Source organism: Cypionkella sp. TWP1-2-1b2 (assembly GCF_049896245.1).
GTDB lineage: Bacteria > Pseudomonadota > Alphaproteobacteria > Rhodobacterales > Rhodobacteraceae > Cypionkella.
This window is the reverse complement of record NZ_JAFCTX010000001.1, coordinates 118,245-142,633: the sequence shown is the minus strand read 5'-3', so window position 1 is coordinate 142,633 and position 24,389 is coordinate 118,245. Positions and strand designations below refer to the sequence as shown.

The 24,389-nt window shown below is 60.4% G+C and carries 28 protein-coding genes and 2 pseudogenes; 9 read left to right on the top strand and 21 right to left on the bottom strand.

Annotated features, from left to right (window positions below; translation table 11 throughout):
• Window positions 1-38: 38 nt before the first annotated feature.
• From ACP7AP_RS00785 to ACP7AP_RS00770, 4 genes are all read right to left on the bottom strand, one after another.
• Window positions 39-1,079, bottom strand: a complete 1,041-nt coding sequence (locus tag ACP7AP_RS00785; protein ID WP_426031236.1) for a rhamnose ABC transporter substrate-binding protein — start codon at window positions 1,077-1,079, stop codon at window positions 39-41.
• Window positions 1,080-1,160: 81 nt separating this feature from the next.
• Complete coding sequence (locus ACP7AP_RS00780) at window positions 1,161-2,114, bottom strand: C-terminal binding protein (RefSeq protein WP_426031234.1); 954 nt, start codon at window positions 2,112-2,114, stop codon at window positions 1,161-1,163.
• Window positions 2,111-2,875, bottom strand: a complete 765-nt coding sequence (locus ACP7AP_RS00775) for an acetoacetate decarboxylase (protein ID WP_426031232.1) — start codon at window positions 2,873-2,875, stop codon at window positions 2,111-2,113. The genes ACP7AP_RS00780 and ACP7AP_RS00775 overlap by 4 nt, the downstream gene beginning before the upstream one ends.
• Window positions 2,872-3,999, bottom strand: coding sequence for a mandelate racemase/muconate lactonizing enzyme family protein (locus ACP7AP_RS00770; RefSeq protein ID WP_426031230.1), 1,128 nt, complete (start codon window positions 3,997-3,999; stop codon window positions 2,872-2,874). The genes ACP7AP_RS00775 and ACP7AP_RS00770 overlap by 4 nt, the downstream gene beginning before the upstream one ends.
• A gap of 112 nt (window positions 4,000-4,111) precedes the next feature.
• On the opposite strand from ACP7AP_RS00770, the gene ACP7AP_RS00765 reads away from it, so the two are divergent.
• The 4 genes from ACP7AP_RS00765 to ACP7AP_RS00750 are packed head-to-tail and all read left to right on the top strand — an operon-like array spanning window position 4,112 to window position 7,396.
• Window positions 4,112-4,873 carry an SDR family oxidoreductase gene (locus ACP7AP_RS00765; protein WP_426031228.1) on the top strand — a complete coding sequence of 254 codons (762 nt, stop codon included), beginning with the start codon at window positions 4,112-4,114 and terminating at the stop codon, window positions 4,871-4,873.
• 48 nt (window positions 4,874-4,921) lie between these two features.
• Complete coding sequence (locus ACP7AP_RS00760; RefSeq protein ID WP_426031226.1) at window positions 4,922-5,656, top strand: SDR family oxidoreductase; 735 nt, start codon at window positions 4,922-4,924, stop codon at window positions 5,654-5,656.
• 9 nt (window positions 5,657-5,665) lie between these two features.
• Window positions 5,666-6,505 (top strand): fumarylacetoacetate hydrolase family protein, encoded by an 840-nt coding sequence (locus tag ACP7AP_RS00755; RefSeq protein ID WP_426031224.1) that lies wholly within the window; start codon window positions 5,666-5,668, stop codon window positions 6,503-6,505.
• A gap of 51 nt (window positions 6,506-6,556) precedes the next feature.
• Window positions 6,557-7,396: an amidohydrolase family protein gene (locus ACP7AP_RS00750; RefSeq protein ID WP_426031222.1), complete on the top strand. Its 840-nt coding sequence runs from the start codon at window positions 6,557-6,559 to the stop codon at window positions 7,394-7,396.
• Between the two features lie 102 nt (window positions 7,397-7,498).
• On the opposite strand, the gene ACP7AP_RS00745 is transcribed toward ACP7AP_RS00750, so the two are convergent.
• The 10 genes and pseudogenes from ACP7AP_RS00745 to ACP7AP_RS00700 all read right to left on the bottom strand — a co-directional run.
• Window positions 7,499-7,762, bottom strand: a complete 264-nt coding sequence (locus ACP7AP_RS00745) for a hypothetical protein (protein ID WP_426031220.1) — start codon at window positions 7,760-7,762, stop codon at window positions 7,499-7,501.
• Complete coding sequence (locus tag ACP7AP_RS00740; RefSeq protein WP_426031219.1) at window positions 7,759-8,034, bottom strand: hypothetical protein; 276 nt, start codon at window positions 8,032-8,034, stop codon at window positions 7,759-7,761. Before ACP7AP_RS00740 ends, ACP7AP_RS00745 begins: the two co-directional genes overlap by 4 nt.
• Window positions 8,035-8,047: 13 nt before the next feature.
• Window positions 8,048-8,437 carry a hypothetical protein gene (locus ACP7AP_RS00735; protein WP_426031218.1) on the bottom strand — a complete coding sequence of 130 codons (390 nt, stop codon included), beginning with the start codon at window positions 8,435-8,437 and terminating at the stop codon, window positions 8,048-8,050.
• A 78-nt stretch (window positions 8,438-8,515) separates the two neighbouring features.
• Window positions 8,516-8,866 carry a hypothetical protein gene (locus tag ACP7AP_RS00730; protein ID WP_426031217.1) on the bottom strand — a complete coding sequence of 117 codons (351 nt, stop codon included), beginning with the start codon at window positions 8,864-8,866 and terminating at the stop codon, window positions 8,516-8,518.
• Window positions 8,867-9,085, bottom strand: coding sequence for a hypothetical protein (locus ACP7AP_RS00725; protein WP_426031215.1), 219 nt, complete (start codon window positions 9,083-9,085; stop codon window positions 8,867-8,869).
• The gene (locus tag ACP7AP_RS00720; protein WP_426031213.1) at window positions 9,082-9,351 is read right to left on the bottom strand and encodes a hypothetical protein; all 270 of its coding nucleotides are present in this window, start codon (window positions 9,349-9,351) and stop codon (window positions 9,082-9,084) included. The genes ACP7AP_RS00725 and ACP7AP_RS00720 overlap by 4 nt, the downstream gene beginning before the upstream one ends.
• Window position 9,352: 1 nt before the next feature.
• Window positions 9,353-9,931 carry a hypothetical protein gene (locus ACP7AP_RS00715; RefSeq protein WP_426031211.1) on the bottom strand — a complete coding sequence of 193 codons (579 nt, stop codon included), beginning with the start codon at window positions 9,929-9,931 and terminating at the stop codon, window positions 9,353-9,355.
• Between the two features lie 42 nt (window positions 9,932-9,973).
• Window positions 9,974-11,002 (bottom strand): annotated as a pseudogene (locus tag ACP7AP_RS00710) (ABC transporter permease).
• A gap of 74 nt (window positions 11,003-11,076) precedes the next feature.
• The gene (locus ACP7AP_RS00705) at window positions 11,077-11,490 is read right to left on the bottom strand and encodes a hypothetical protein (protein WP_426031400.1); all 414 of its coding nucleotides are present in this window, start codon (window positions 11,488-11,490) and stop codon (window positions 11,077-11,079) included.
• Between the two features lie 71 nt (window positions 11,491-11,561).
• Window positions 11,562-12,257 (bottom strand): annotated as a pseudogene (locus ACP7AP_RS00700) (ABC transporter substrate-binding protein); the annotation flags it as partial.
• A 116-nt stretch (window positions 12,258-12,373) separates the two neighbouring features.
• Between ACP7AP_RS00700 and ACP7AP_RS00695 the strand changes: the two are divergent.
• Entirely contained in the window at window positions 12,374-13,792 is a 1,419-nt protein-coding gene (locus tag ACP7AP_RS00695) for a trehalase family glycosidase (protein ID WP_426031209.1), read from the top strand.
• Between the two features lie 115 nt (window positions 13,793-13,907).
• On the opposite strand, the gene ACP7AP_RS00690 is transcribed toward ACP7AP_RS00695, so the two are convergent.
• The 3 genes from ACP7AP_RS00690 to ACP7AP_RS00680 form a co-directional block, all read right to left on the bottom strand.
• A complete protein-coding gene (locus tag ACP7AP_RS00690; RefSeq protein WP_426031207.1) occupies window positions 13,908-14,909 on the bottom strand; it encodes a DUF4105 domain-containing protein in 1,002 nt (333 codons plus the stop codon).
• 72 nt (window positions 14,910-14,981) lie between these two features.
• Window positions 14,982-15,263, bottom strand: a complete 282-nt coding sequence (locus ACP7AP_RS00685) for a YiaA/YiaB family inner membrane protein (RefSeq protein ID WP_426031205.1) — start codon at window positions 15,261-15,263, stop codon at window positions 14,982-14,984.
• Window positions 15,264-15,433: 170 nt separating this feature from the next.
• On the bottom strand, window positions 15,434-16,102 hold the full coding sequence (locus ACP7AP_RS00680; protein ID WP_426031203.1) for a PspA/IM30 family protein: 669 nt from the start codon (window positions 16,100-16,102) through the stop codon (window positions 15,434-15,436).
• 106 nt (window positions 16,103-16,208) lie between these two features.
• Here ACP7AP_RS00680 and ACP7AP_RS00675 point away from each other — a divergent pair, with 106 nt between their 5' ends.
• Complete coding sequence (locus ACP7AP_RS00675; protein ID WP_426031201.1) at window positions 16,209-16,808, top strand: TetR/AcrR family transcriptional regulator; 600 nt, start codon at window positions 16,209-16,211, stop codon at window positions 16,806-16,808.
• 6 nt (window positions 16,809-16,814) lie between these two features.
• On the opposite strand, the gene ACP7AP_RS00670 is transcribed toward ACP7AP_RS00675, so the two are convergent.
• Complete coding sequence (locus tag ACP7AP_RS00670; protein WP_426031199.1) at window positions 16,815-18,302, bottom strand: GMC oxidoreductase; 1,488 nt, start codon at window positions 18,300-18,302, stop codon at window positions 16,815-16,817.
• A 959-nt stretch (window positions 18,303-19,261) separates the two neighbouring features.
• Here ACP7AP_RS00670 and ACP7AP_RS00665 point away from each other — a divergent pair.
• Genes ACP7AP_RS00665 through ACP7AP_RS00655 form a run of 3 tightly spaced genes read left to right on the top strand, consistent with a single transcriptional unit; the run spans window position 19,262 to window position 22,184 of the window.
• The gene (locus tag ACP7AP_RS00665) at window positions 19,262-20,299 is read left to right on the top strand and encodes an efflux RND transporter periplasmic adaptor subunit (protein WP_426031197.1); all 1,038 of its coding nucleotides are present in this window, start codon (window positions 19,262-19,264) and stop codon (window positions 20,297-20,299) included.
• Entirely contained in the window at window positions 20,299-21,507 is a 1,209-nt protein-coding gene (locus ACP7AP_RS00660; RefSeq protein WP_426031195.1) for an ABC transporter permease, read from the top strand. The genes ACP7AP_RS00665 and ACP7AP_RS00660 overlap by 1 nt, the downstream gene beginning before the upstream one ends.
• Window positions 21,504-22,184: an ABC transporter ATP-binding protein gene (locus ACP7AP_RS00655; RefSeq protein ID WP_426031193.1), complete on the top strand. Its 681-nt coding sequence runs from the start codon at window positions 21,504-21,506 to the stop codon at window positions 22,182-22,184. The genes ACP7AP_RS00660 and ACP7AP_RS00655 overlap by 4 nt, the downstream gene beginning before the upstream one ends.
• Window positions 22,185-22,193: 9 nt before the next feature.
• Here the strand turns inward: ACP7AP_RS00655 and ACP7AP_RS00650 are convergent, their stop codons facing one another.
• The 3 genes from ACP7AP_RS00650 to ACP7AP_RS00640 form a co-directional block, all read right to left on the bottom strand.
• Complete coding sequence (locus ACP7AP_RS00650; protein ID WP_426031191.1) at window positions 22,194-23,060, bottom strand: DUF6920 family protein; 867 nt, start codon at window positions 23,058-23,060, stop codon at window positions 22,194-22,196.
• 102 nt (window positions 23,061-23,162) lie between these two features.
• The gene (locus ACP7AP_RS00645; protein ID WP_426031189.1) at window positions 23,163-23,297 is read right to left on the bottom strand and encodes a hypothetical protein; all 135 of its coding nucleotides are present in this window, start codon (window positions 23,295-23,297) and stop codon (window positions 23,163-23,165) included.
• A 24-nt stretch (window positions 23,298-23,321) separates the two neighbouring features.
• Window positions 23,322-24,260, bottom strand: coding sequence for an Acg family FMN-binding oxidoreductase (locus ACP7AP_RS00640; RefSeq protein WP_426031187.1), 939 nt, complete (start codon window positions 24,258-24,260; stop codon window positions 23,322-23,324).
• Window positions 24,261-24,389: the final 129 nt, after the last annotated feature.

The window sequence follows — 24,389 nt, the reverse complement described above, 5'->3', positions numbered from 1 at the left end:
GAACGCGGCCGGAGGGACTCCGGCCGCGTGAAAAAGCCTTACTTTGCAGCGGCTTCGACGTTGTCTTTGTTGTAGACGGTGAATGGCCCCATCAGGATGCGCTTGGCGCCTTCGCGGCCCGGATCGGCCTCGATACTGAAATCGCCCATACGGCCAGCGGTGAAGGTCTCGCCGATGTCACCCTTCAACTGGCCCGTCGCGAGGCCATAAGCGGTGAAATAGGTCAGGTAGCCCAGATCGCGGAAGTCCCACAAAGCGAATTCCGGCGCACAGCCGTTCATCGTGTAGCTGACCATTTCCGACGGCAGGCCAAGGCCAGACACTTTAACTTTGTCGCACAAACCCTCGTCTTGCATGGCTTTTGCTGAAGCTTGGATGCCCACGGTGGTTGGCGACATGATCAGGCCCAGATCGGGGTATTTATCGACCAAAGCCAGCGCGCGATTGTAGGACACTTCGGCTTGGTCATCGCCATACACCACGTCAACCAGTTCGATGTCCTTGTACTTCGGATCAGCGGCGAGGGCAGCTTTCATCGACTCGATCCAGGCGTTCTGGTTCGAGGCATCCGGGGTGGCCGACAGCACGGCCATTTTGCCTTTGCCGCCCAGAATATCCATCGCCATATCGGCCATCACGGTGCCGATCAAGCCGAAATCGACCTGTGCTACGAACACGCTTTCGCCTTTGCCGCCGGGGATCGGGCTGTCCCAGGTCACAACTTTTGTGCCAGCGGCTTGGGCGGCTTCTGCCGAGGGCACAATCTGGTCGCCCGCGTTGTTTGACAGCATCACAGCACCCTGCTTCTGGGTGCCTGCGGTGGTCATGATCTCAATTTGGCCAGCGGTGGAGTTTTCCGGGGTAGGGCCGGTGAATTCCAGTTTGCCGGGATTGGCGAGTTCCTTGTGGGCTTCTTGCGCGCCCTCATTGGCCTGATCGAACACCAGAATACCAAGGAATTTCGGCAGCAAAACCATGTTGGTTTCTTTGCCGGGCTCTAGCTTAATGGTATCGGCATAGGCAAAATTGGCGGTCGTCAGCATCATCGCGGCTGCGGCGCCGAGTAGAACGTGTTTCATATTATCCTCCCAGATAGTTTGGCACGACCCCCGTGCCGGGTTATTTCCCTTGGTTTCCCGAGGTTTAATATAGAATCGTGGTTAGTGTGGAACCGGTTTGCGCGGGTCTTGGCCTGCAAGCGCGCGGCTAATGTCGTTGGCAACAAGCAGTTGCAGCTGATGGATCGCGGCTTCGGAATACCAAGCGGCGTGTGGTGTCAGCAGCAGGTTCGGGGCACTGCGCAGCGGGCTGTCGGCCTGCAAGGGTTCAACATGGAACACATCCAGCGCGGCGGCGGCGATGGTGCCATTGGTCAAAGCTGCGGCCAGATCGGCTTCGTTTATCAACTGACCACGCGCGGAATTCACCAACATCGCATGGGGTTGCATGGTTTTCAGGCGCGCGGCGTTGAAATATTCGGTGGTCTCTGCGGTGGCCGGGGCGTGCAGGCTGATGATGTCAGCCTCTCGCAGCAGGGCGTCGGGGGTGACTTTTCGGACGCCCATTTCGGCGGCTTGCGCCTCGGTCAGACCGGGATCGGATGCTAGGAATTGAAAGCCGAAGCCTTTCAGGCGGGCGTGGACGGCGCGGCCGATGTTGCCGAGGCCGAAGAAGCCGAAGTCGGTTTTGTTGAACGGTTTCATTGGCTTGGCGATCTTCACCGCGAGCCAATCGCCCGCGCGGACTGATTGATCCATCGGCACCAGTTTGCGCAACAGGGTTAATGCGGCGGCGGCGGTGTGGTCGGCGACTTCATCAGCGCAATAGTCGGGGACATAGCCGACTTTCAATCCGTGTTTGGCGCAGGCGGCGAGGTCGATGTTGTTATAGCCGACGCCGTAGCGGATCACGGTGGCACCGGGTTTGACGGCGGCGGCGGCTTCGGGGCCGAAGCTGGCAAATTGCACGACGGCCACATCGGCACCTGCGACCGCAGCGGCGACTTCTTCGGCGGATTTGCATTGGTAGGATGCGAAATTTGCCCCAGCGGCTTGGGCGGCGGCGGTTTCCTGATCCAGCGCCGGGAAGGTGTAATCCGTGACAACGACTTTCATGGCGCAACCTTAAGATAATCATGGATAATCTCGCCGGGGACGAGGGTGAAATCGGCGCGCCAGTAGAAGCCTTGCAAAGGCTCCAGCACCGGCAGGCGGAAGATCGGCATCTGTGCGTTGGCGCGCAGTTCCACCGTACAGGGGCCTTCCCAACATTCATGCACCACCACGTCTGACAGCTTACGCGAGGTGAGTTGCCGGATCGCCGGGGTGCCGTCGATATGGTCGATGGCCTTCAGGTTCAGGTTGGTGGCGAAGTCGAAATAGGGCTTCAGGCGGGTCGGGTCGCAGGGGCGCTGTTTGTAGGGCAGGGTGGCGGTCAAAACGTCGATACCATTGCGTTCAACGGTGCCAACAAACAGATCGCCGCGCGCCTCAAGCGCTGGTTTTCCCAGCTTTTTCGGCTGGCCGTGGATTTCGCGCCCATGCGTCACGCCAACGTCCGACGACAGCACCAGATAGGGCGAATATGCCCCTTGACGTTCGCCAAAAGACGCGCCGAACATCACATTCGCCTCGGCATAGGGGCCAAGCCAATCGGTGTCGTTCATCTTGTAGATATGGCAGCAGGCGATATCGCCTTCCGGGCGCAGCGGCGGCGGCAAAAGGAAAGCCATCGCTGCCGGGTCTGTGCGCCAATACACCGTCAGGATTTCGGCATTGCGAAACCGAAACGGAAACGGCGGGATCATCGGCGCATCCCACGGGGTGGAGAAGCCGCCTTTGCGGATATCATCCTCGGTGGGGGGCGTTAAAGTCATTGCATTGCAATCCGGCGCACGACGTCTTCTTGCACCTCGATGCCAAGACCTGAGCCGTGGATTGGATACGCCCAGCCGTCTTTGTGCCAGATTTTCTCGGCCAGCAGTTCGTCTTGCACGATCACCGGGAAGGGTTTGAATTCAAACACTTCGGTGTTCGGGGACGACAAGGAGAGGTGCAGGCTGGCGGCTGTGGTGATGCCTGTGGACCACGCATGGGCGTTCACGGCCTTGCCGTATTGCGTCGCCAAAGCATCGACGCGGCGGAAGCCGGTGATGCCTTCGACGCGGGCGGGGTCGACGCCGTAGACGTCCACCGCTTGCACGAATTCCATCTGGCGACGGTAGCCCGCCTCGGTGAATTCACGCTCGCCTGAGGCCAGGCGGACTTTGGTATTGGCGCGGAGTTTGCGATAGCCCGCGTCATCGGTGACGTAGAGCGGTTCTTCATACCAGCCGATGCCCAGATCGTGCATCCGGTTGGCAACGCTGATCGCTGTATCGACATCCCAACGCACGCCGTTGCCGATATCAACCAAGATGCCGGCATCGGGGCCGAGGGCAGAGCGCAGAGCGCGGATGAAGGAGACATCCACATCAGGGTCGCCGCCGATATTGCTTTCGCCCTTTTTCGCAAAGCCCAGCTTGGTCGAGCGGAATCCGTTGGCGAAAAAGCCTTCCACATCGGCAACGCAAGCGGCCTCGCCCTTTTTGTTCACATGGCTGGAGGCGTTGGCGAGCAGGCGGTCATGCTTTAGCCCGCCTAACAGCTCATACAGCGGTTTGCCTTCCAGTTTGCCGCGAATATCCCAGAGCGCCATGTCGATGCCCGAGATCGCAAGGCTGGCTACGCCGCCCTCGCCATACCACCAGACATGGCGGCGCATTTTGGCCCAAAGTGTTTCGATATCAATGGCTTCACCCAGCAGGATCGGCGTTAATCCTTCGCGGATCACCAGTGCTGTTGCTTTGCAAGCCTCTGGCCACATCGCGATGCTTTCGCCCCAGCCGACAATGCCGTCGTCCGTCTCCACCCGCACCAAAACCGTGCGCCGGATGGTGCCGAAATCGTTCGGATCGGGGTATTCAATCGGGATCGGCTCGATCCGCGCTATTTTCGTCATATTCCCCCCTCGTTCCGCGCTTGGCTTTATCTTTGACTTGGCCGCCAGATCGCGATACTTCGATAATTGGTAAGGCCAATTAACAACGCTTAGCAATCTGAGGTCAAGAAAAATGTTCAATCTAGCTCCCGTTCCCGTGCCAGATTTGACCGGACGCACCGTGCTTGTGACCGGGGCGGGCAAGGGCATTGGCGCGGAATTGGTAAGAATTCTGGTGGCTAACGGGGCAAAGGTGTTCGCCGGGGTGTTCTCGGGCGAAAGTGTGGAAGTCCTGCCCGAAGCTGCGACCGTGCTGGCGCTGGATGTGACCAAACAGGCGGATGTCGATGCAGCGATGGCGCGAATTGCCGCCGAATCGGGGCGGCTCGATGTGCTGGTGAACAACGCGGGCATGATCACACCGATCGGGCCTTTGGCGGAATTGGCGTCGGATGCGTTGGCACCGGCGTTTGCGGTGAATGTGATCGGGGTGCATCGGATGGCGATTGCGGCGCTGCCATTGTTGCGGGCGTCAAAAGGCGTGATCGTGAATGCGGGGACCGGGGCCGCGACGACACCGATGGAGGGCTGGACGGTATATTGTACCACCAAAGCCGGGATGCGGATGCTGAGCCAAATGATGGCGATGGAACTGGCGCCGGATGTGAAAACGTTTTTCGTCGGTATTCCGCCGACCGATACCGCGATGCAGGGCGCTATTCGCGACGCGGGATTCAACCCGATCTCGAAGATCCCGCAAGACAAGCTGGTGCGCCCGGCGGTTCCAGCCTCGGTGATGGCTTGGATGTGTGGGCCGCAGGCGCGCGATGTCGAGGAAGTTTTGCTCGACGTGCGGCAGGAAATTTTCACCAAGATGATGGACCTGCCCGCCTGAGCGGGGCATGGTGCAAAAAATCGGGGTGCGGGCAAAGCGGAGGATGATATGGGTCGGCTTGAAGGCAAACGCGCGCTGATCACAGCGGCGGGGCAAGGCATCGGACGGGCTTCGGCGCTGATGATGGCGCGGGAGGGGGCGAAAGTTGTCGCCACCGATGTGAATGAAAAAACGTTGGCGGAACTGGCGGCAGAGGGGATTGAGACGCAGGTGTTGAACGTGCGCGATCCGGCATCTATCGCGGCAGCGTCGGCATTGGGGCCGTTTGAGGTGCTGTTCAACTGCGCAGGTTTCGTGGCGGCGGGGTCTATTCTGGACTGTGATGAGGATCAATGGGCGTTCAGCCTAGATCTGAACATGACGGCTATGTACCGGATGTGTAAGGCATTTCTGCCTGGAATGATTGAGAACGGTGGCGGGTCGATCATCAATATGGCCTCGGTGGCGTCTTCGGTCATCGCGGCCCCGAATCGCTTTGTTTACGGTGCCACCAAGGCCGGGGTAATCGGCCTGACCAAATCTATCGCGGTGGATTTCGTAGCCTGCGGCATCCGCTGCAACGCGATTTGCCCCGGTACGGTTGAAAGCCCCAGCTTAGAGCAACGCCTGCGCGATACTGGCGATTATGAGGCCGCGAAGGCCGCCTTTATCGCCCGCCAACCCATTGGCAGGATTGGCAAAGCCGATGAAATCGCGGCTTTGGTGACTTATCTGGCTTCCGACGAATCCACCTATACCACTGGGGTCGCGCATGTGATCGACGGCGGTTGGGCCAACGCATAAGGATTGAATATGAAACTGCTTCGTCATGGCCCCATCGGGGCTGAAAAACCGGGGATTTTGCACAGTGACGGCACATTGCGCGATCTGTCGGCGATTGTGTCGGACATTGGCGGCGACGTTTTGTCGGATGCAGGGATCGCCAAAATCCGGGCTGCGGACCCGGCGCGGTTGCCGATTGTGCAGGGCGCGCGGCTGGGGCCTTGCGTGGCGGGGACTGGCAAATTCATCTGCATCGGGTTGAACTATTCCGATCACGCCGCCGAAACCGGCGCTACGGTGCCGCCAGAGCCGATCATCTTTATGAAGGCTACCAGCGCGATTTGTGGCCCGAACGATCCGATCATCATTCCGCGCACCTCGGTGAAAACCGACTGGGAGGTCGAATTGGCGGTGATCATCGGCAAAAAGGCGAAATATGTCTCGGAAGCCGACGCGATGGACCATGTCGCGGGCTATGCGGTGACCAATGACGTGTCGGAGCGGGCGTTTCAGACCGAGCGTTCGGGGCAGTGGACCAAGGGCAAATCCTGCGACAATTTCGGCCAGATCGGGCCCTATCTGGTGACGCGGGATGAGGTTTCCGATCCACAGAACCTGTCGATGTGGCTGACGGTCAATGGCAGCAAGATACAGAACGGCTCCACCAAGACGATGGTGTATGGCGTGCAGTTTCTGGTGCATTATCTCAGCCAATTCATGACCTTGCATCCGGGCGATGTGATTTCCACCGGGACGCCTCCGGGTGTGGGCCTGGGGATGAAGCCGCCGAAGTATCTCAAAGCCGGGGATGTGGTGGAACTTGGCATCGAGGGTCTGGGGCAGCAACGCCAAGACGTGATCGCGGATTGAGGATTTGGCCCGGTGGCGACGCCGGGCCTTTTGCCTTTGGGGAGGGTTAAGATGGATCTGATTGATACCCATCAACACCTGATTTTGCGCGCTAAGTTGGGCTATGCTTGGACGACAGGCCTGCCCGCCTTGCAGGGCGATTTCACGCCCGAGGATTACGCGCGGCTGGTGGCGGGCAAGGGCGTGATTGGTACGGTTTTCATGGAAACCGGGGTGGATGACGGTGATTATCAGGCCGAGGCGCGGTTGATCGCTGGGCTGGTCGGCAAGGGCGGGATGCTGGGGCAGATTGCCTCTTGTCGACCCGATACTGACGCTGGCTTTGACGATTGGCTGCAGGAATGCCGCGGGCTGTCGGTGGTGGGGTTCCGGCGGCTTTTGCATGTCGTTGATGATGCGATGAGCCAAAGCGAGGGCTTTCGGCGCAATATCCGCAAGATCGGGGCTGCGGGGTACACTTATGATATGGTGTTTCATGCCCATCAGTTGCGTATTGCTGCGGATTTGGCGCGGGCTTGCCCGGATCAGGTGCTGGTGCTGGACCATTGCGGCAACCCGGATGTGGCGGGGGATGGCTTTGAGGCTTGGTTGTCGGGACTAAAGCAGATGGCGCTGCTGCCGCATGTTTGGTTGAAATTCTCTGGCATTACCGTGAATTGCACGCCCGGCACGGCCTCCGCCGCCGTATTGCAGCGCTACACAGATGCGATGCTGGAGGTGTTTGGTCCGGCGCGGATGATCTGGGGTGGCGATTGGCCAGTGGTGGATTTGGCCGTGGGCTTGCCTGCATGGATTGACCTAAGCCGGGCGTTGCTGGCCGGATTGTCAGCGGATGAGCAGGCAATGATCGGCCATCAAAACGCGCGGCGTGTCTATGGGCTGGCCGGGTAAAGGGGCTTCACGCCCCCCTCGCTGCGCTCCCCCCGTGGGATATTTGCGCGCAGAGGATGACAATTTTAGATAAGTTTCAGGCTTACTCCATCAGCTTGGTGCTCAAACCGTGGCCCTCAGCGGCCTTTTTCCTTGTGCCAACCGCGCCGCTACGGCCCAGTCGCTGGTTTTCACTCTCGGGGTTTTTAGCCGCAGGGTCGCCGCCGGAATCGCAGAGACGTATTGCGGCAGCCATTGCGCTTGCGCCACCAACAGATCATCGACCATCTGCCAGACCTCATCCGGCGCGCAGATCGCACCGACCAGCGGGTCATGCAGAACGGCTTGTTTCAGCAGGTAAACATCACCGGAAATCGCGGCTTTCATCCCCATCCCTTGCATCGAAACCGAGACGTTGCAGCTCGCCGCACAGGCATCTGTAAGGGGGCATTTTCGACCATATTGATGCCGAAACGATCGACAAAACTGGGTCTTTCGATGATGCAATCGTCAGGTAAGTTTTGGATAATGACGCCGTTTTTCACATTGAAATGGCCGCGATAGCTACGACCCGTTTCCTGTGCTTCAAGGATGTGGCTGGCGTGTTCGTCGCTATGCTCGTAGTCCAACAAGTGCTTGCCCGCTTCTTCCAGAAACACCGGGAAATCGGTTTCAAACCAGTTGCGAATCTCGGCAGTCTAGCGCAGATAGCCGCCGGTTTCGGATACCTCTTTGATTTCCTGGCAAAACTTCAGCATCGTCACGATGCCGCGCTGCGCTATACATCAGCTCACCCGCGCAGATCGTGTTACCAACACATTGATCGACGCCGTACTTCAGCAGGATACGGATGTCGTCGGCAAAAACCTTTAACCCGCCAATGCGCATCACATTCATGATATGTCGCGCGTCTTTCAGGGCTTCGCGCAGATCGGTTGTGGCGGTGATGCGGGTGGGAAGATTGCTCACCTTCACGATGCGTGAAATAATTTTCTCAACCTGTTCAAGGCTGTGCGGATTGATATCGGTGAGGGAGATCTCGATCCCGGCGAATTCCGGCATATTCAGGGTATCCGAGCAGAGATTCTTGGTAAAACCCGACCGATCCTGCGCCGATTATGACGATTTTTGAATCTCATCTTAGCCTGCTTTGCGCGCTTGAACCCGTGCCCATGCGGGCAGCCAATCATCGTGGGCGGCAAGCAGATCTTGGGTCAGGTTCCAGATTTGGTCGAGATCAAGTTCGGCCTCGGTGTGCGGGTCGAGCATTGCGGCGTGGTAAATGTGTTCGCGATTTTCATTGACCAATGCTGCGACGGTGAGTTCCTGCACGTTGATATTGGTGCGCATCAATGCAATCAGTTGCGGCGGAATGTCTTTCACAACATTGGGTTGCAAGCCGCTATTGTCCACCAGAATCGGGACTTTACAGCACAACCTTTGGGCAGTTGTGGGGGTAAACCCTTTGTTGGCGATGTTGCCGTAGATCACTCAGCGCGTTGAAGGCGAAGACGGCGAGCAGCACGAAACCTGCGGGCGACAGAATCCACGCGTAGGAACCGATGCGCTGAAGCTGCCAGCGTTTTGCAGCATCATGTCCCAAGAGATCAGCGCTGGTTTGACCGCAAAGCCGAGGAAACCGAGGAAAGACTCCAGCAGGATGATCGTCGGGATGCCGAGGGTGACGGCGACGATGACGTGGCTGATCACGTTGGGCAGAATATGGCGGTGATGATGCGGCGGTCGGAGGCCCCGACGGTCATCGCGGCGCGGACGTAATCGACGCGGGCCATCGACATGGTTTGGCCGCGCATTTCAGGGGAGAGATGCGCCCAGTCGAGGCCGACGATGACCAAGATCACGAAGCTGAGGAAGATGTAGGACGGCGCCGCGAAGGGGATCAGTGTGGTGAGGGCGAGGGAAAGCGGCCGCTGCGGGAAGGCGAGGATGATCTCGACAAAGCGTTGAAACCACATGTCAAATCGGCCGCCAAGATAACCCGCCAACATAGCCCGAACTGATACCCGCCAAGTTGCCGATCACGGTGATCAGGGTGATCGAGACCAGCGCGATCATCAGGCTGATCCGGCTGCCGACAATGCTACGCGACAGGGTATCGCGGCCCAATTTGTCGGTGCCGAGGATGTGCGGCGGGCTGCCGTCAGACAGGCCAATGAAGTGGGGGTTGGTCGGGATCAGGCAGAATTTATACTTCCAGCCTTTGGCGAACAGGGCCAGCGGGCGCGGGTTCTCCATATCCGGGCCCATCAGCGACTGGTAGGTGACGGCGTCAAGTTCGGCGCTTTCGGTGATGACGTAGGCGACGGTCCAAAGGGTGAAGCCGTCTGTGGTGAAGAAGGAAATCTGATCCGGCGGCGCGAAGAGGCGGTGGCGGCGTTGGGGTTCATCGCTGCGAAGACATTGGCGAAGATGGCGATGATCCGCAGCGCGCAGACCAAGATGAAGCCGACCATGCCGGGGATGGATTTGCGGAAGCGTGCCAGATGAGGGCCGGGTGGCTTTGCGAGGTCGAAGGCGCGGTCGAAAGCCGCTCATCTGCGGCTTCGCCTGCGTGGATATGGGGGCCAGAAACCGTGCTCATGTATCTCCTCCTACGCGGATGCGGGGATCGAGGGCGACCAGCAGCAGGTCGGCGATGATATTGCCGATAATCAGGGTGGCCACCAGCACCAGCAGCAAAGTGGCGGTGACATAGACATCGCCGATCGCCATGGAACCCACGATGGCAGGGCCGATGGTGGCGAGGCCGAAGACGGTGGCGACCTCAATCTCTCCGGTCAGCCTATAGGGCAGCGCGACGCCTTGGTAGACGATCAGCGGCTGCAGCGCATTCGGCACCGCATGGCGCAGGATCACGGCCCCCTAGCCAAGCCGCTTGACACGGACGCTTTCTACATATTGCGCGTTCAGGGTGTCGAGCAAATTCGCCCGCATCACCCGCATGTTACAGGCCATCCCGCCGATGGTGGCGACAAGGATCACTGGCCAGATATGCTGGATCAGGTTCCACAGCTTGGCCCGGTTGAAGTTAAACCAGCCCAGCCAATAAGCTTGCCCGCCGAATTTTGACGGGTAGAAACTGCCGATTTCCTGCGCACTCAGTTTGTAGGCGAGGATATAGAGGATGATCAGCGCCAGCAGTAAGCGCGGAATGGTCATGCCAAGGCAAGCGATGATCGTCAGCACGGTGTCGACCCAAGTGTATTGCTGCACCGCCGCAAGGATGCCAAAGGAAATCCCCAGCAAGGACTCCAGAAGATGGCAGGTCAACGCGATGGCGATGGTGGCGGGCAGGCGCTGCATCACCACATCCAGCACCGGTTTGTTATAGGCGTAAGACATGCAGAAATCACCAAGAACGAGGATGCCCCAGATCCAGCGGCCATATTGCAGCACCATCGGATCGTTCAGAACATTCGCCTCACAGGAGGCATTGGCGGCGGCAGTGGCGGCTTCGGGGGTGGCACCGCCCTGCACGATCACAATGGCGCGGATGAAATCGCCGTAATCGCCGGGCGGGGCCTGGATGATGACGAAGGTGATGCTGCTCATCACCATCAGCACGGGAATGGATTGCAAAATGCGGATCACAAGGAAACGCCGCATGTGGCTTGCCTGACGCGATAAGGGGCGGGTCCGGTGGGCAGGGTATACCACCCCACCGCGGAGGTTTGGCGCGACTACTCAGCTATAATCGTGCTTTCACCGAGTTTTGCGGCCAATTTGCCGGGATGCGGTTCGGCACCGATCTGCTTGTCTGCGGGCATGAAAACGCGCTCGCGGATGATGTTGGCTTCCGTCCAGTTGTACATGAAGAGCGGCGCGCCCAAGGGGATATTGGCGAAATGCTTGTTGATGATCAGCGCGCCCCGATAGGCGGTCAGACCGACGGCATTGACGTTTTCGGTGAAGGTTTTCTGATAATCCTTCATCGCATCGGCACAGGTGGCGGCATCTTGCGTGCTGTTGAAGGCGGTGATGTCATCGACCAGTTTCTGCTCATAGGGCAGCAGGTCCAACTCGCCTTTGGCATTGGCATATTGCCAAGTGGCGGTTGCCGGGCCAGTGAGGGCAAGACGGCTAATGCCTTGCACAACCGAGACAAACTCTGGGTCGTTGCGACGGATATCCAGTCGTGCTGGCCGCTTTCGCGGGCGTTGTCATAGTCTTTGCCCGCGAGGCTGTTCAGCGTCAGCTTGACGCCCGCATCGGCCATCATCGCCACCACACTTTCGGCGATGTTCTTGTCGGTGGTATAATCGGCATTGACCAGCAGGGTGATATTCATATCCTCACCGCCTGCGACCTTAACCATACCATCGCCAACGGTATCCCCTAGCCCAGCCGGCTTTAACGCCTCTTTAGCGCTTTCCAGCGAGAATGGCTAAAACACGGTAGACGCCGGGTCAAAATGGGAGGTCGATGTCAGCAAACCACCCGCATAAAGCGCTGTGAACGGGCTTTTGACAAGGCTGTCGCCAATACGCTGGCGGTCCACGGCGTTGGTGACGGCTTTGCGGAAATCGAGGTTGCGGTTCAACTCGCGCAGGGCTTGGGCGCGGGCATCGGGTTCGCCCCAGCCATTGGCCGACAGGTTGAAGAACAGCTGATAAGCAATCGAGCGCGGACCAAAAACCAGACGCGCCGGGTTCGCCGGATCGGCGGCATTCTTCAGGCTTTCGACGAAGTTTTCCGGCTGCTCAAGGTTGGAAAAATCGCTGGTGCCTGCCACAGCCTGCACATCGCGGTCGCCACAAGTTGACAGGCGGTACTGCACCTCATCCAGATAGGTCAGCTGCTGGCCGGAGTTGTCGACTTTCCAGTAATAGGGATTGCGGCTGTCGGCAGCGGCGCTACGCACGCAATATCTGCGGATGGAGTTGCGCTAGCCGCGATTTTTGTGCCTCGGTGACAACACGCCTGTTGCGCAAGCAATTTGAATACGCTTTGGAGAGATCAGAGCATAGGGAGGCTGCCATGGAACATCTGGAACATAGCCTCGGCGATCTGTTCACAGACCTGCATCTGTCTGGGATTTGGCCAGATGAAAAGGCGATCTCCGATTCAATCCTGTTGTCGCCCGCGACGGAAATCCTGCACGCTTACCATCTGGCGAAGGCCAACAGCATTGTCGATTTGAAAGCGTTTTATGCCGCCCATTTTCGCCCCGTGGCCGCCGATGAAAATGCCTATCACACTAACCCCAAACACAGTCCAAAACAGCATCTGGCAGCGATCTGGCCGCATCTGATCCGCCCCGCCGATGATCCAAATGAACGCTCCAGCCGCTTTGCCTTGCCGCATCCCTACGTCGTGGTCGGTGGGCGGTTCCAAGAGGCGTATTATTGGGACAGCTATTTCACCCAACTCGGCCTGCTGAAATCGGGGCAAACCGGGCTGGTGCGCGATATGCTGGATAATTTCGCCTATGCGATCAGCGAAATCGGCCATATCCCCAATGGCTTTCGCAGCTATTTCCTGACCCGCGCGCAGCCGCCATTCTTCGCGCAAATGGTGCAGGATTATGGCTGCGCAATCGGCGATCTGCCCGCCACTTACGCCCGCTATCTGCCTGCAATGCAACGCGAATACCGCTATTTCATCGAAAGCGCTCACACTTATCAGGGCCTCGCCCGTTATTGGGACGAAGCCGCAGGCCCGCACGTCGAGATGTATGGCACCGATCTTGAGGCGCAGCACAACGGCGTCCCCGCAGACTATTTCCGCCACTTACGCGCGGCTTGCGAAAGTGGCTGGGATTTCTCGGCGCGTTGGCTGACCGATCCGATGGATCTGACCACGATTCGCACCACCGATCTCTGGGCTGTGGATCTGAACTGTCTGCTGCTGCGCTACGCGGAAATCCTTGCCGAAGCTTCCGGCGACCCCAGCTATAGCGCCGCCGCCAACCAACGCCGCGCCGAAATCTCGAAGCGCTTTTACAGTGCCGAGACCGGTTATTTCCACGATGTTCTGATCGCAGATGGTACGCGGAACCTGCTGACCACCGCCGCTGGCATGTTTCCACTTTACGCAGGGGCCGCGACCCAAGACCAAGCCGAAACCGCAGCGACTTGGATGCAAACCCATCTGCTGCGCGCGGGGGGGTTGCTGACCACCAACATCACCTCGGGCCAGCAATGGGATAGCCCGAACGGTTGGGCCCCGTTGCAATGGATCGCGGTGCAGGGCCTGCGCCGCTATGGCTTGCATGATCTGGCCGAAACCCTGCGCCAGCGCTGGCTTGCCACCTGCGATACGGTGTTTCATGCCAGTGGTAAGTTTGTCGAAAAATACAACGTGTTAGATCCGCTTGCCCCCAGCACAGGCGGTGAATATGCGTTGCAAGACGGCTTTGGCTGGTCGAATGGGGTGTATCTCGATCTCGCCAACTAGCCGCAAAACGCCCTCAAACTTATCTAAAACTGTCATCCTCTCTGCTCAAATATCCCACGGGGGTCCGGGGGTGTGAAACCCCGGGCTTGGTCGATGCAGCAAAGCTGCGCAAACCCTACTGTCCCCGGATCAGGGCCGAGAAATCCTGCCCCGGCTGCCATGTCAGTGCCAAAGCACTGATCTCGGCCAGCTTGCGGCGCTGATCCATCGGCATATCGCCCGGCAGACCGCCCAATTCGTCAATATATTCTGGCAGTTGTCCCGAGAACAGCAACCGAGAGTCCAACGGCATATCCGGCTTGATCACCTGCACCAGACTATACACCGTCGAGGCACAGTTGGCGGTGACGGTGTTGTAAAACACCGGGGCCTCAGCCAGTTGGTTGCCGAAGGCGATATAGCGCAGCAACAAGGCGCGGCGTTGGGCTGCATCCAGTTTGACCGGGAACAGATGCACATCCTCGCCCCGGAAATTGGTGCGCACTTTCACCACGTCAGCCTCATCCGCGGCGATCAGCACCAGTTCGAACTGCCGGAAGAACCCGCCGATCGAGGAAAAACTCTCGCCCTTCTCTTTGCGGATTTCGACCGAAAATGCCACATGATCTCCGCCAGCAAAACCAAAGCTGACGATCAGATGCGCGATATTCGGATCGCCCCAGGTCGAGGTGATCATATCGACGGTTTCAAGCTGGCTCAGATCATAGCTGCGGCTTTCCCAATGCGGGATGGCTTCCAAATCCGAGGTCCAGTCGAAATTGCGCACGTTCTTCAGCGTCAGCTGATCGCCCGCAACCGTACCGGACACCCCATGCGCCACATCCGGTGCCCAGTCGCGGTCTTGCCGGGGGTGGATGGTGATGTACCAACCAGCCACCGCCAAAGCCGCAATCGCAAAGCCAAGCCAGCCCAGGCGGCGTTTGCCAAAGCGCAAGATGAGCACCGCCAGCACCGCTGATGCCAAGGCCACCCAAGCAGAGATCTGCACCCAACCGTGCAGTTGGATATAAAGCGCTGTCGCAGTCCATGCCGTGCCAAGCGCCAGCAGGAGGATAAAGCCAAGATGGCCAAGCCCGCGACCAAAACGGCGCAGGGGGGTGAGAGGCAGGGGGGCCATTGTGATCTCCAACAAAGCACTTGTCTTGAAAGGATCGGGCCGCACCGATGGCGCGACCCGGTTCGCCTGACCTTAGCGCTGCTGCGTGTTGACTTCCATCAGCAGACGCTCGGTGCGGGCTTCGTCGATCTTGTTGTGCAGACGCTGCGATTCCTCGGCATCGCGGATGGATTTGGTGATCGCGGCGGTAGAGCTGACCAGCATCAGTGCTGCCATGGCATAGAAGCCTTTGGCGGCGAAGGTTGCCTCAAGAAAGTAGATGCCGCCTGCCATCATCACGGCGGCGACGCCGAAATTGAGATAGGTGAACATGGTCCAGGCGGTCGAGGGTTTGGCAACGAGCACGTCGTTCATTTTGAGGGTCCTTGGATTGGGTTGGGATTTTGGCGCGTTGATTTCATCTGCCGGGTATTGGCTTTCGGCTTTGAAGGCTTTCCCCGCTGGGAATGACTTGTGTGATCTGGCAGATTTTAGCGAAGAAAACACAATATGTTGTGGTCTTGCGTGAGATTAGGCAAAGCGGCTTACGCTGCGCGGGCCTTCAGGCGCTGCAAAACTGATGCTGCATCGGGGCGCAAAGGCGCACCGCATCCCGCAGCAGCGAGGCGGTTCTGCATCGCTTCGGCATTGGTCGAGGCCGACAGTTCCAGCACCGCCGCGCGGGCGGCTTCTGTATTGGATTGACGGGTCTGCAGGCGGGCGAGGGTGGCTTCGGCCTCGCTTAAAGTGGCGATAGCCGCTGCGCCATGCAGACGCTGGGTGTGATCGGTGGCAATCGCAAGGCGCTGGCCGCGTTGCAGATCGCGCAGCCGGGCCTCGGCATCCGACGACACGCCGCGCAGATGCGCGATTTCGGCATCATAGGTCGCCAAGGCGCGGGCGGTGGTGGCGGCTTCGGCCTCCAGCTGGGCAATCGCAGCTGCGGCTTCGGTCGCAAGGTCTTCGCGGCCTTTGGCAAGCGCGTCCAAAGCGCGGGTTTCCAGATCGGCCAGTTGGGCGCTGATCCGGGCCGAAGCTTTGCGTTCGCGCTCGGCATAGGCCATCACCATGGCGACGGCGCGGCGGGCGGCCTCAACCCCGCCGGCGCAATCGCGCAGCTGTTGGCGCAGGATCGGCAGCGCCAAAGTATCGCTCAAAGCATCCGTTGCATCAGCGTTGCGACCGCGCAACAGGGTGACAAACAGTTTGAACATTTTACTCTCCCTTGTTATGAACCGTGTTCATGAACTCTGTATGACAGAAGCATGAACGCTGTTCAAGAAAATAATGAACGCCGTTCACGAAACAATCGAGGGCGAAATGCGCAGCAATCGCGAAGAACAGCGCGAGGATCTGAAAAAGCGCCTGATCGACGCCGCCGAGGCCCGAATCGCTTCGGGTGGCTTGAACGGGCTGAAGGCGCGCGATGTGACGGCAGATGCGGGCTGTGCCTTGGGCGCGCTTTATACCGCGTTTGAGGATCTGGATCGGTTGATCCTGCAGGTGAACTCGCGCACTTTGGCACGGCTTGGGGCGGCGTTGCAGGCGGCGGTGGTGCCGGGGCATGGCCCGCGCGCGGTGATGGCTGAACTTGCGCAGGGCTATGTCGGCTTTGCCTTGCAGAACTTCCGGCTGTGGGCGGCCTTGTTCACCCATCGCTTGCCGGAAGGCATCGAGGCCCCGGATTGGCACCGCGATGAACACGCGGTGCTGGTCGCACAGATCATCGCTCCCTTGTCCAAGCTGCGGCCTGATCTCGCGGGGGCCGCGCTGCGCCAGCGCGCGCTGACGGTGTTTGCCGCCGTGCATGGCGTGGTGATGCTGGCGCTGACGGCGCGGTTTGTCGCCACCCCGCGTGCGCAGTTGCCGGGGGAGGTCGCGGCCTTGGTCGAGGCGATGACGCGGGGGCTGGAGGGTTAGCGCGGCTCAGGCACCGCGTTCTAAAATATGCCGCGCGGTGCGCAAAGCCAAAGCCGCCACGGTCAGCGACGGATTGGCCGCCGCAGAGGTCGGCAACACCGAGGCATCGACGATGAACAGGTTTTCCAGATCATGGCTGCGGCAGAACGGGTTGACCACGCTGGTCGCCGGGTCCGCCCCCATCCGTGCGGTGCCGCATTGGTGGCTGGGGGTGCGTTTCTCAAAGGTCTTGGTCAGCACCAGCGGCCAGCCCGCCTTTTTCAGCGTGGCTTTCAGCTTGGCATTCAGCGCAACATGCGCCTGCCAGTTCGAGCGCTGCCATTTCAGAACGATCTGGCCATCGCGTAAAAACACCCGGCTTTCGGGGTTCGGCAGGTCTTCCGACATCGTCATCAGATGCACCGAGTGATCGGCGAGCCAACGCGAGATTGGCAAAGGCAGGCCGGATTCGGCGGCCATGATCTCGCCAGTGATCCGCCCCAGCATCTGCACATTGCCCAAGGGTTCGCCATTCGGGCCGCCGGTCAGATACCAGTCGTTCATCTGGATGGTTTTCTCATACACCGAGCGGTTGCGGCGGAATGGGCTGACCCCCAGAACGGCGGTGATATTGTGGTTCATGAAGTTGCGGCCAACCTGATCAGAGGTATTGGCAAGGCCCGTGGGGTGATCGGCATCCGCTGAGGCCAAAAGCAAACAGGCGGATTTCACCGCACCGGCGCACAGGCACACCAGTTCCGCCGAAATCCGTGCCGCTTGGCCGTCCTGTTCATATTCAACGGATGTGATGCGACCTGCATCGGCGATCAACCGCGTGACGCGGGCCTTGGTGATCAAAGTGACGTTGGGATGTTTCAGGGCCGCCGCAAGTCCGATGGTTTCGGCATCCATCTTACCGCCACGGGTGTTCGGGAAGCCGTCAAAGGTCAGCGGGCCGCCTTTCAGCCACAGGTCAATATCCACCCCCAAGGGCAACGCCCCCGGATGCAGGCCCTGTGCTTTCAGCCGGTTGCAGAGGTCCACCATATCCGGCTCGTGCGGCACGGGGGGGAACGGGTAGGGGCGCGAATGGTGCGGCTCGGTCGGGTCTTCGCCCAAAGTGCCGCGCACCTGATACATTTCCTCGGCGGCCTGATAATCGGGCTCGAACGCATCATAGGGCATCGGCCAGCCGGGGGCGGTGCCGCCCATGTGCTGCAATGGCCGGAAATCTTCCGCCCGATAACGCATCAGCACCGCGCCGTAGAATTTCGAATTGCCGCCGGGGTGGTAGTAATTGTTCGGGGTAAAGGTGCCGCCATTGGCATCATACCATGTCTCGCCGGGGCTGAAATGGCCGCCAAAGACTGCGCCCGGATCGCGGGCTTGCGGGCTGTCTTTCAACCAGTCGCCGCGCTCAAGGATCACAATCCGCTTGCCCGAGGGTGCCAAAGCCGCAGCCAGCGTCGCCCCGCCCATGCCAGAGCCAATGATCAGAACATCTGGGTACGTCATGCGGGCCTTGCCTTTGTTGCGGGACCATTGGCCAAAGCCCGATCCACCAAGACGGCAAGGGTTTGATCCACCCGCATCCGCTGGTGACAAAGACGACAGCCCCACCGCGCACCGCGTCATCACTGCGAATGTGTCAGAGCTGCCCTGCGGCGTCATCCCAAATCGCCGAGGACGGGGAAAGGAAATCGAGAATTTCGGCTGTGAAGGACGATTGTTACCGCAAACGCACGGGAAAATCCGCAGAAATCGCGGAAAATTCAGAAAAATCTATAGGCTGAATCATGGAGATGCGGCGCGCTCTGGCAGGATGAGATCGCGCATGTGACCTATTCTGACAAGAGGCCGTCCCGTGCGCTGCCTGACAAACAAGGTTGCCCGCCCGGTGCGCAACAAGGGAGGAGAGGGGCACCGGGCATGGCGGGTCTTGCGCCAACGTGTCTGGGGACAGACATGAATTGACAGGTTGTGGCTGATGATTGCGCAGATTCGCTGTCTTGGCACTGCTTCAGGTTGGTTTTTCAAACGAATAGCAGATATTTTCAGGTGCTCATCGCCGGTATGCAGCTGAATGAGTCAGCGGCAACGCAGGGGCCTTGGCATCCCGCTGTGACCGTAGTCTTGGTGTTGCGGCGGCGCGCTGATCCAGATCAACGCGCCTTAGGTTACGCGTGGCTAGGATGTTCAAAGCGCAGCTTTCGTTTGCAGGACAGATCACGTGAAACCAACTCAGCCGTCATTTCGCTACTGCAAATCTGCCGCGCAGATGGTCGCAGTGGTGCGTCGTGCGGTGTCAAAGTGGTGGTCGGATGTCTGAAAGCAAAACAACCAGCGGCGCAGCCGTCAGCACGGGCACGGACCTTGCGAGGCCCAACCCAGGCGGTTAGTTGACGGTGCCGCCCCAGCGGCCAGAAACGCTTAGCCCTAGGGAAGCCCCCAAGCGGTGGATCTGGGCGGGTCTGGTGGCACTTGTCCTTGGTGCTGCGGCGCTTTGGTATGTTCAGCCATGGGCGAGCAAGGCGCTGGCTGTCACGGTTGAGACGGCCACGCCCGCGCCGCTGATCTTGGTTCTGGCGGTGAACGGGCGGTTGGCGCCGCAGCATCTGGTTGCGGTAAAACCCAGCGTTGCTGGCACAGTGACATCGGTGCTGGTCGAGGCGGGCGCGGTTGTTCAGCAAGCGCAGGTTCTGGCGCAGATGGATGCTTCGGGACAGCAGGCGCAAGTGCGTCAGGCCATCGCGGGGTTGGATGCTGGTTTCGCCGCGCAAGCGCAAGCCGAAGCCAATCTTGCGCGGGCCGAGGCTTTGGGCGGCAACGTCACCCGCACGGCGCTGGGCGATGCAAGGACAGCGCAGCAAACCGCCACGCAAGAGGTGGCGCGCCTGACGGCCCTGCTGGATCAGGCGCAGATCAGCCTTGCGAAATACACCATTGCGGCCCCGGTGGCAGGGACCGTCCTAAGCCGTAACGCCGAAGTCGGGCAAGTCGTTGATATCGCCACCGCGTTGTTTGCCATCGCCGATCCCGGAAAACTTCTGGTCGAGACCGATGTGGATGAAGGCTATGCCGCGCGGATGACGTTAGGGTTGCCCGCCGTGTTGCAGTTGAAGGGCGATAGCACCAAGCGCGACGGCCGCGTCAGCTTTGTGGCGGCGCAGGTCGATGCGGCAACCGGCGGGCTGGCGGTAAAGATCGCATTTGATAAGACCGTGACCGCTCCGGTTGGCCTGACGGTGACGGCGAACATCATTGTCGAGCGTCAGGCGGCTGCAATCTCGGTCCCGCGCGCGGCTGTGATCAGCGATGCCACGGGTGCGTCGGTGTTTGTCGCGGTGGCAGGCCGTGCCGTGCGCCGCGACGTCAGCGTGGTGGATTGGCCCGCAGACCGGGTGCAGGTGACCGCTGCGCTTACGGTGGGCGATGTGGTGATCACCGATGCGACGGGTCTGTCGGATGGGTTGGCGATCAGCCTGCCCGCCGCCGCCAAGGCCGATCCCTGATGCTGTACGCGCTTAAAATCGCCTTTCGCTATCTGCTGTCCACCAAAGCGCAATCCGCGCTGCTGGTGCTGGGCGTCGCTTTGGGTGTGTTCATCTTTATCTTCATGAGCGCGCTGATCGGCGGTCTGGCGAACTTCATCCTTGCCAGCATCGCGGGCGATCTTGCCCACGTCAGCATTGTTGCCGAGGTTGAAGACCCGGCGCTTTTGCTGGACCAAAACTTGGGGCAAATCCTGCTCGCACAGGAAAAATCGGCGCTGCGGCAGGCGTTTCTGCGCGATGCGGCGGTTTATGTGCCGATGATTGAAGCCTTGCCGGGGGTGGTGGCGGTATCACCCCAGATCACCGGCAGCGGCTTTATCACGCGGGTCGGCCAAGTGGCGCAGGTGGCGATCAACGGTGTCGAGCCGGGCAAGGAATCGGCGATTGTGCAGCTTGATAGCTACATTGTCGCAGGCTCGGTCCGGCTGGGCACCGGGCTTACCATCCTCGGGCAGACGCTGGCCGATGATCTTGATCTGACGGTCGGCGATACCATCCGGCTGGATTCAGCCCAAGGGGTCAATGCTTTGCTGACGGTATCGGGCATCTACAAGATCGGGCAGGGCGGCTTTGACCGTGCGACCGCCTATGTCAGCCTTGATACCGCCCGCACCCTGATGGCGCTGCCGCAGGGGGTGACGCGGATCGAGATCAAGCTGTCTGATCTGATGGCGGCGGATGCCACCGCGCTGCGGATCACCGCGATCACCGGCCTGAAGGCAAAATCCTGGACCGAGCAAGGTGCGCAAGTGATGTCAGCGCTGCAGGCGCAGGGCCAGACCGGGCTGCTGTTGAAATCCTTCGCCATGGTGTCGATCGTGATCGGCATCGCGTCGTCGCTGTTGCTCTCCACCTACCGGCGCAAAGCCGAGATTGGCATCATGCGGGCGATGGGGGCCAGCAGGCGGTTTGTGGTGTTCGTGTTCGTCAGTCAGGGCGCGTTGGTGGGCTTGCTGGGCGGGCTGTTGGGGGCGGGGTTGGGCTATATCGTGCTGCAGGCGTTTCCGCCGCGTGATGCCGCCAACCCCTCGGTGATGCCGATTGATATGCACGAAGGCGCATTCGGACTGGCGGTGCTGCTGACTGTCACCATCGCCACTTTGGCCGCGATCCTGCCCGCGCGTGCGGCGGCGCGGGTGGACCCTGTCACGGCCATCGGCCAATGACCGAGGCTTTGTTGCAGGTCAGCGATTTGGTGAAAACGTTTGGCGCGGGTGAGGCCGAAACCCGCGTGCTGCGCGGGTTGTCGCTGCGGATGGACAAGGGCGAGTTGTCGGCGCTGCTGGGGCCGTCCGGCTCGGGCAAAAGCACGCTGCTGACCATTCTGGGCACGCTGATGCAGCCGACATCGGGCAGCCATATGATGCTGGGGGTGGATCTGACCACGGCCAATGACCGCGCGCTGACCGATTTTCGCAATCGCCACATCGGTTTTGTGTTTCAGTTCCACAACCTGCTGCCCGATTTTACCGCGCTTGAAAACGTGATCTTTCCCACCGCTGTGCGCGAGGGTCGCGAAACCGCTGCGGCGCGGGCGCGGGGGCGGGATCTGCTGGGCCGGATGGGGCTGGCGGATCGGGTGGATTTCCCGTCAACCAACCTGTCAGGCGGCCAGAAACAGCGTGTCGCTGTCGCGCGCGCGCTGATGAACTCGCCCGAGTTGGTGTTGGCGGACGAGCCCACCGGCAATCTTGATCGCGCCTCAGCCATTCAGGTGATGGAGCTGATCGGCCAGATCAACCGCGATGAGGGCACGACTTTTCTAATCTCGACGCATGATGAGAAGATCGCGGCAACCTGTCGGCGGCAGATCGTGGTGGGCGAGGGCGTGGTGACGGGGTGAGGGTCTGTGTTACACCTCCTCCGCAAACCCATAGGCCAACCGCGTGATCCTGCCGCGGTAATACGGTTTCTCGCCCTGCGGGGTCTGCCAGATCACCTCTCCCATCACAGGCACCAGCATCCCGTCTTGCCGCCGATACTGCGACATCCGGCAGTCCCACGGCATCATCACCACGGTGTTGCCCACCATACCGCCGCGTGCGTCGGCGTGGACTTCGGCCACCAGCCCATCCGCGCCAAAGCGAAACAGCAGGGTCAGGCTGACCTCGCCATCGCTGATCGTGGCGTGGGCAGAGCTGTCATCCACCGCCTGCCAGACCACGCCCTGACTGGGCAAAAGCGCTGTCGGATACCAGACCGCTTCGGCGAAATACCGCATCAATTCGCCGCGCGCGATCTCGCCCTTGCCCTGCACCGCACCCAAGGCAAACAGCCCGAGGATCGCCGGGCGCAGCATGCCGATCCCTGCGATATAGGCATCCACCACCCGGACAGGCAGAGCGGGAAACATCAGGATCGCGGCGTCCCAGACAAAGCCGGGGCGGGCGGTGGTGACATGCTGGCGCGCCGTGAACGGCTTCCATTGCGGGGTGACAAGGCTGAGGTTGAAGGTGCCGCTTTGGCTGAGGTCAACCGAGCGGATGATCGGCTGGCCGTGGCTCAGCGCCCGTTCAAAGTAGCGCCGCACCGGGGCGGGCAGGCCTGCAATCTCGGCCGCATCGTACCGCGTGATACGGCCATCCAGCCGCGCGGCGTCCAGCGCGGCCTCAAGCGCGCGCGTCGCGGCCTTCCAGCGCCACGCGCCAAAAGCGGTCAGGCCCGCGTAAACCAGCATAAGCACGGCAAGGCTGACGGCAAACCATTTCAGGATATTCATGCGGGGTTCCTTTGGGTCATGGCGTGGGATTCCCATGCGCTGCGACCAAGTGTGCAGCACCGGAACGGACCGTGCATTGCGCCGGGTCGCGCGGTTGCACCGTCACAACAGCACCGCATCAACTGGCCTGCGCGCCGCATAAGGCATCACGGCCCCCCGCCCAAACCGCATCACCAGATCAGGCCTGCGCCCCGGCACACCGATCAGCGCCGCAAGCTGAGGCCGCAGAGCCGCCACCTCGACCGGTTGGTTCAGGAAAGCCTATTTCAAGCCCATCGCTGTGGCCTGCAACGCAAAGCGCTGACAGGCGCGGCCAGCCTGAACCCAGTGTTCGGCATCGGCTTTGGCCGCCACAAACACCGCTATTCCGGCAGAGGAGGCGATCTTGGCGGTGTTTGTGTCGTTCTCGGCTTGCGCCGTATAGGCCCAATCCAGCACCAACCGCCCCAACCAGTCAGGCATCACCGGATTGCCACTGGTGGCACTGAACAGACCATCGCCGGGGTGCAGGGCATGGCGCGGCGTGAACCGCATCCAGTGCTTCAACTCGGCCATAAAGGCCGGGTCGGCGATCTGGGCGGTATTGCCTGTCGCGATCAGATCGCCGAGTTGCCCGATTTGGCCGCGGTCCGTGATCAGGATCAGATCAACACCCGGCACGCGCGCCGACTCTGCCAACTGGCCAAGCTCTGCCGGGGTCAGGCTTGATCCGTCGTAGATCCCCCGCGTCGATTGCCGCAGTGGGATGGCATCCGACAAGGCGGTGTCGGTCGCGGCTGCGGTCGCATGGGCAAAGTGGATCGCACCGCCAGCGCCCGGATCAAACCGCACCTCTCCCGGCATCCCGCGTGAGGCGGCGGCGATGGACAGGTTTTCGGCGGCACAGCCCAGGCTTACAAACAGGTGGTGATTGTCAGGGTCCACCACAGGCGTGGCACGCGCAAGATCGGGCAGCAGGGTGATGCTGTTGCCTGCCACGCGAAAGCTCCAGGCTTGGGTGTTGTGGCTGTTGGCGGCCAAGGTGGCAAAGCGGATCAGGTCCTGCGCCTGTGGATTGGCGGGCAGCGGCGCGCGCTGGGCGGCCACGCGCGCAGTATAATCCGCCATCGAGCCTATTTGCCGTATGCCATACCCCGCAGCGCCTGCTCCGGCAATCAGGGCCGCTCCGCCTGCGATCAGAAGATTGCGCCGCTTTAGCATGGGTGAGTCTCCTTTGCCGCGTTGCGATGCCCTGCACCAACCCGATCTTTTGGTCGATGCAAGGATGATCGGTGTCTGTCTTGCCCCTGATCCCGCATCGCTGCGTTGACCCAAATCAGGCTGTCTTAC

Excerpts from the sequence above, each read along its gene's own strand:
- ACP7AP_RS00660 (WP_426031195.1), top strand. The coding sequence starts at position 20,299 with ATGCTGTACGCGCTTAAAATCGCCTTTCGCTATCTGCTGTCCACCAAA.
- ACP7AP_RS00760 (WP_426031226.1), top strand. The coding sequence starts at position 4,922 with ATGGGTCGGCTTGAAGGCAAACGCGCGCTGATCACAGCGGCGGGGCAA.
- ACP7AP_RS00675 (WP_426031201.1), top strand. The coding sequence starts at position 16,209 with ATGCGCAGCAATCGCGAAGAACAGCGCGAGGATCTGAAAAAGCGCCTG.
- ACP7AP_RS00690 (WP_426031207.1), bottom strand. The coding sequence starts at position 14,909 with ATGGCCCCCCTGCCTCTCACCCCCCTGCGCCGTTTTGGTCGCGGGCTT.
- ACP7AP_RS00745 (WP_426031220.1), bottom strand. The coding sequence starts at position 7,762 with ATGAAAGCCGCGATTTCCGGTGATGTTTACCTGCTGAAACAAGCCGTT.
- ACP7AP_RS00735 (WP_426031218.1), bottom strand. The coding sequence starts at position 8,437 with ATGCCGGAATTCGCCGGGATCGAGATCTCCCTCACCGATATCAATCCG.
- ACP7AP_RS00655 (WP_426031193.1), top strand. The coding sequence starts at position 21,504 with ATGACCGAGGCTTTGTTGCAGGTCAGCGATTTGGTGAAAACGTTTGGC.
- ACP7AP_RS00780 (WP_426031234.1), bottom strand. The coding sequence starts at position 2,114 with ATGAAAGTCGTTGTCACGGATTACACCTTCCCGGCGCTGGATCAGGAA.
- ACP7AP_RS00765 (WP_426031228.1), top strand. The coding sequence starts at position 4,112 with ATGTTCAATCTAGCTCCCGTTCCCGTGCCAGATTTGACCGGACGCACC.
- ACP7AP_RS00775 (WP_426031232.1), bottom strand. The coding sequence starts at position 2,875 with ATGACTTTAACGCCCCCCACCGAGGATGATATCCGCAAAGGCGGCTTC.
- ACP7AP_RS00770 (WP_426031230.1), bottom strand. The coding sequence starts at position 3,999 with ATGACGAAAATAGCGCGGATCGAGCCGATCCCGATTGAATACCCCGAT.
- ACP7AP_RS00755 (WP_426031224.1), top strand. The coding sequence starts at position 5,666 with ATGAAACTGCTTCGTCATGGCCCCATCGGGGCTGAAAAACCGGGGATT.
- ACP7AP_RS00715 (WP_426031211.1), bottom strand. The coding sequence starts at position 9,931 with ATGAGCGGCTTTCGACCGCGCCTTCGACCTCGCAAAGCCACCCGGCCC.
- ACP7AP_RS00640 (WP_426031187.1), bottom strand. The coding sequence starts at position 24,260 with ATGCTAAAGCGGCGCAATCTTCTGATCGCAGGCGGAGCGGCCCTGATT.
- ACP7AP_RS00680 (WP_426031203.1), bottom strand. The coding sequence starts at position 16,102 with ATGTTCAAACTGTTTGTCACCCTGTTGCGCGGTCGCAACGCTGATGCA.
- ACP7AP_RS00695 (WP_426031209.1), top strand. The coding sequence starts at position 12,374 with ATGGAACATCTGGAACATAGCCTCGGCGATCTGTTCACAGACCTGCAT.
- ACP7AP_RS00720 (WP_426031213.1), bottom strand. The coding sequence starts at position 9,351 with ATGTGGTTTCAACGCTTTGTCGAGATCATCCTCGCCTTCCCGCAGCGG.
- ACP7AP_RS00650 (WP_426031191.1), bottom strand. The coding sequence starts at position 23,060 with ATGAATATCCTGAAATGGTTTGCCGTCAGCCTTGCCGTGCTTATGCTG.
- ACP7AP_RS00750 (WP_426031222.1), top strand. The coding sequence starts at position 6,557 with ATGGATCTGATTGATACCCATCAACACCTGATTTTGCGCGCTAAGTTG.
- ACP7AP_RS00785 (WP_426031236.1), bottom strand. The coding sequence starts at position 1,079 with ATGAAACACGTTCTACTCGGCGCCGCAGCCGCGATGATGCTGACGACC.
- ACP7AP_RS00685 (WP_426031205.1), bottom strand. The coding sequence starts at position 15,263 with ATGAACGACGTGCTCGTTGCCAAACCCTCGACCGCCTGGACCATGTTC.
- ACP7AP_RS00670 (WP_426031199.1), bottom strand. The coding sequence starts at position 18,302 with ATGACGTACCCAGATGTTCTGATCATTGGCTCTGGCATGGGCGGGGCG.